At 61.5% G+C, this 1,275-nt stretch carries 1 protein-coding gene; it reads left to right on the top strand.

Features of this window, described 5'->3' with window-relative positions; translation table 11 throughout:
* Window positions 1-1,275: toprim domain-containing protein (locus Q8K05_RS16400; RefSeq protein WP_305247684.1), on the top strand; the 1,275-nt coding region annotated here is incomplete at both ends.

Here is a 1,275-nt window from a genome sequence, read left to right as displayed (position 1 = left end):
CTGACCGAGCTGCATGCCGGCGGCAAGTTCAACCAGAACAGCTACAAGGTGTCGGGCGGCCTGCACGGCGTGGGCGTCAGTTGCGTGAATGCCTTGTCAAAAATGCTGCGCCTGACGATTCGCCGCGACGGCAAAGTCCATGTCATGGAGTTCTCCCGGGGCTTTGTGCAAAACCGCATCATCGAATCCGTCCATGGCGTCGAAGTCTCCCCGATGAAGGTGATGGGCCCGACCGACAAGCGCGGCACCGAAGTCCACTTCTTGCCCGACACCGACATCTTCAAGGAAAACAGCGATTTCCATTACGAGATTCTGAGCAAGCGCCTGCGCGAGCTGAGCTTCCTGAACAACGGCGTGCGGATTCGCCTGAAAGACGAGCGCACCGGCAAGGACGACGACTTTGCCGGCGCCGATGGCGTCAAGGGTTTTGTCGCTTTCATCAACAAGGGTAAAACCGTTTTGCACCCCAACGTGTTCGCCGCCATGGGCGACCGCCAGAGTGACCAGGGCACCAACATTGGCGTCGAAGTGGCGATGCAGTGGAACAGCGGCTACAGCGAGCAGGTGCTGTGCTTTACCAACAACATTCCCCAGCGCGACGGCGGCACCCACCTGACCGGCCTGCGCGCCGCCATGACGCGCGTGATCAACAAGTACATCGACGACAGTGAGTTGGCCAAAAAAGCCAAGGTCGAGGTCACCGGTGACGACATGCGCGAAGGCTTGTGTTGCGTTCTGAGCATAAAGGTGCCCGAACCCAAGTTTTCCAGCCAGACCAAGGACAAGCTGGTGTCCAGCGAGGTGCGCGGCCCGGTCGAAGACATTGTGAGTCGTCTGCTGTACGACTACCTGCAGGAGCGCCCCAACGACGCCAAGATCATCTGCGGCAAGATCGTGGTAGCCGCGCGCGCCCGTGAGGCCGCGCGCAAAGCACGCGAAATGACGCGCCGCAAGGGCGTGCTCGTCGGCATGGGCCTGCCCGGCAAACTGGCCGACTGCCAGGAAAAAGACCCCGCAGGCTGCGAAATCTACCTGGTCGAGGGCGACTCCGCCGGTGGCTCTGCCAAGCAGGGCCGCGACCGTAAATTCCAGGCCATCCTGCCGCTGCGCGGCAAGATATTGAACGTCGAAAAAGCCCGCTATGAAAAGCTGCTGACCAGCAACGAAATCCTGACGCTGATCACCGCGCTGGGCACCGGCATTGGCAAGGGCGGTGGCGTGGGCGGCACGCCAGGCGCCGATGACTTCAACGTGGCCAAGCTGCGCTACCACCGC

Source organism: Polaromonas sp. (assembly GCF_030682935.1).
GTDB lineage: Bacteria > Pseudomonadota > Gammaproteobacteria > Burkholderiales > Burkholderiaceae_C > Polaromonas.
The sequence above is the reverse complement of the archived record's forward strand: the minus strand, read 5'-3'. Positions and strand labels throughout refer to the sequence as shown.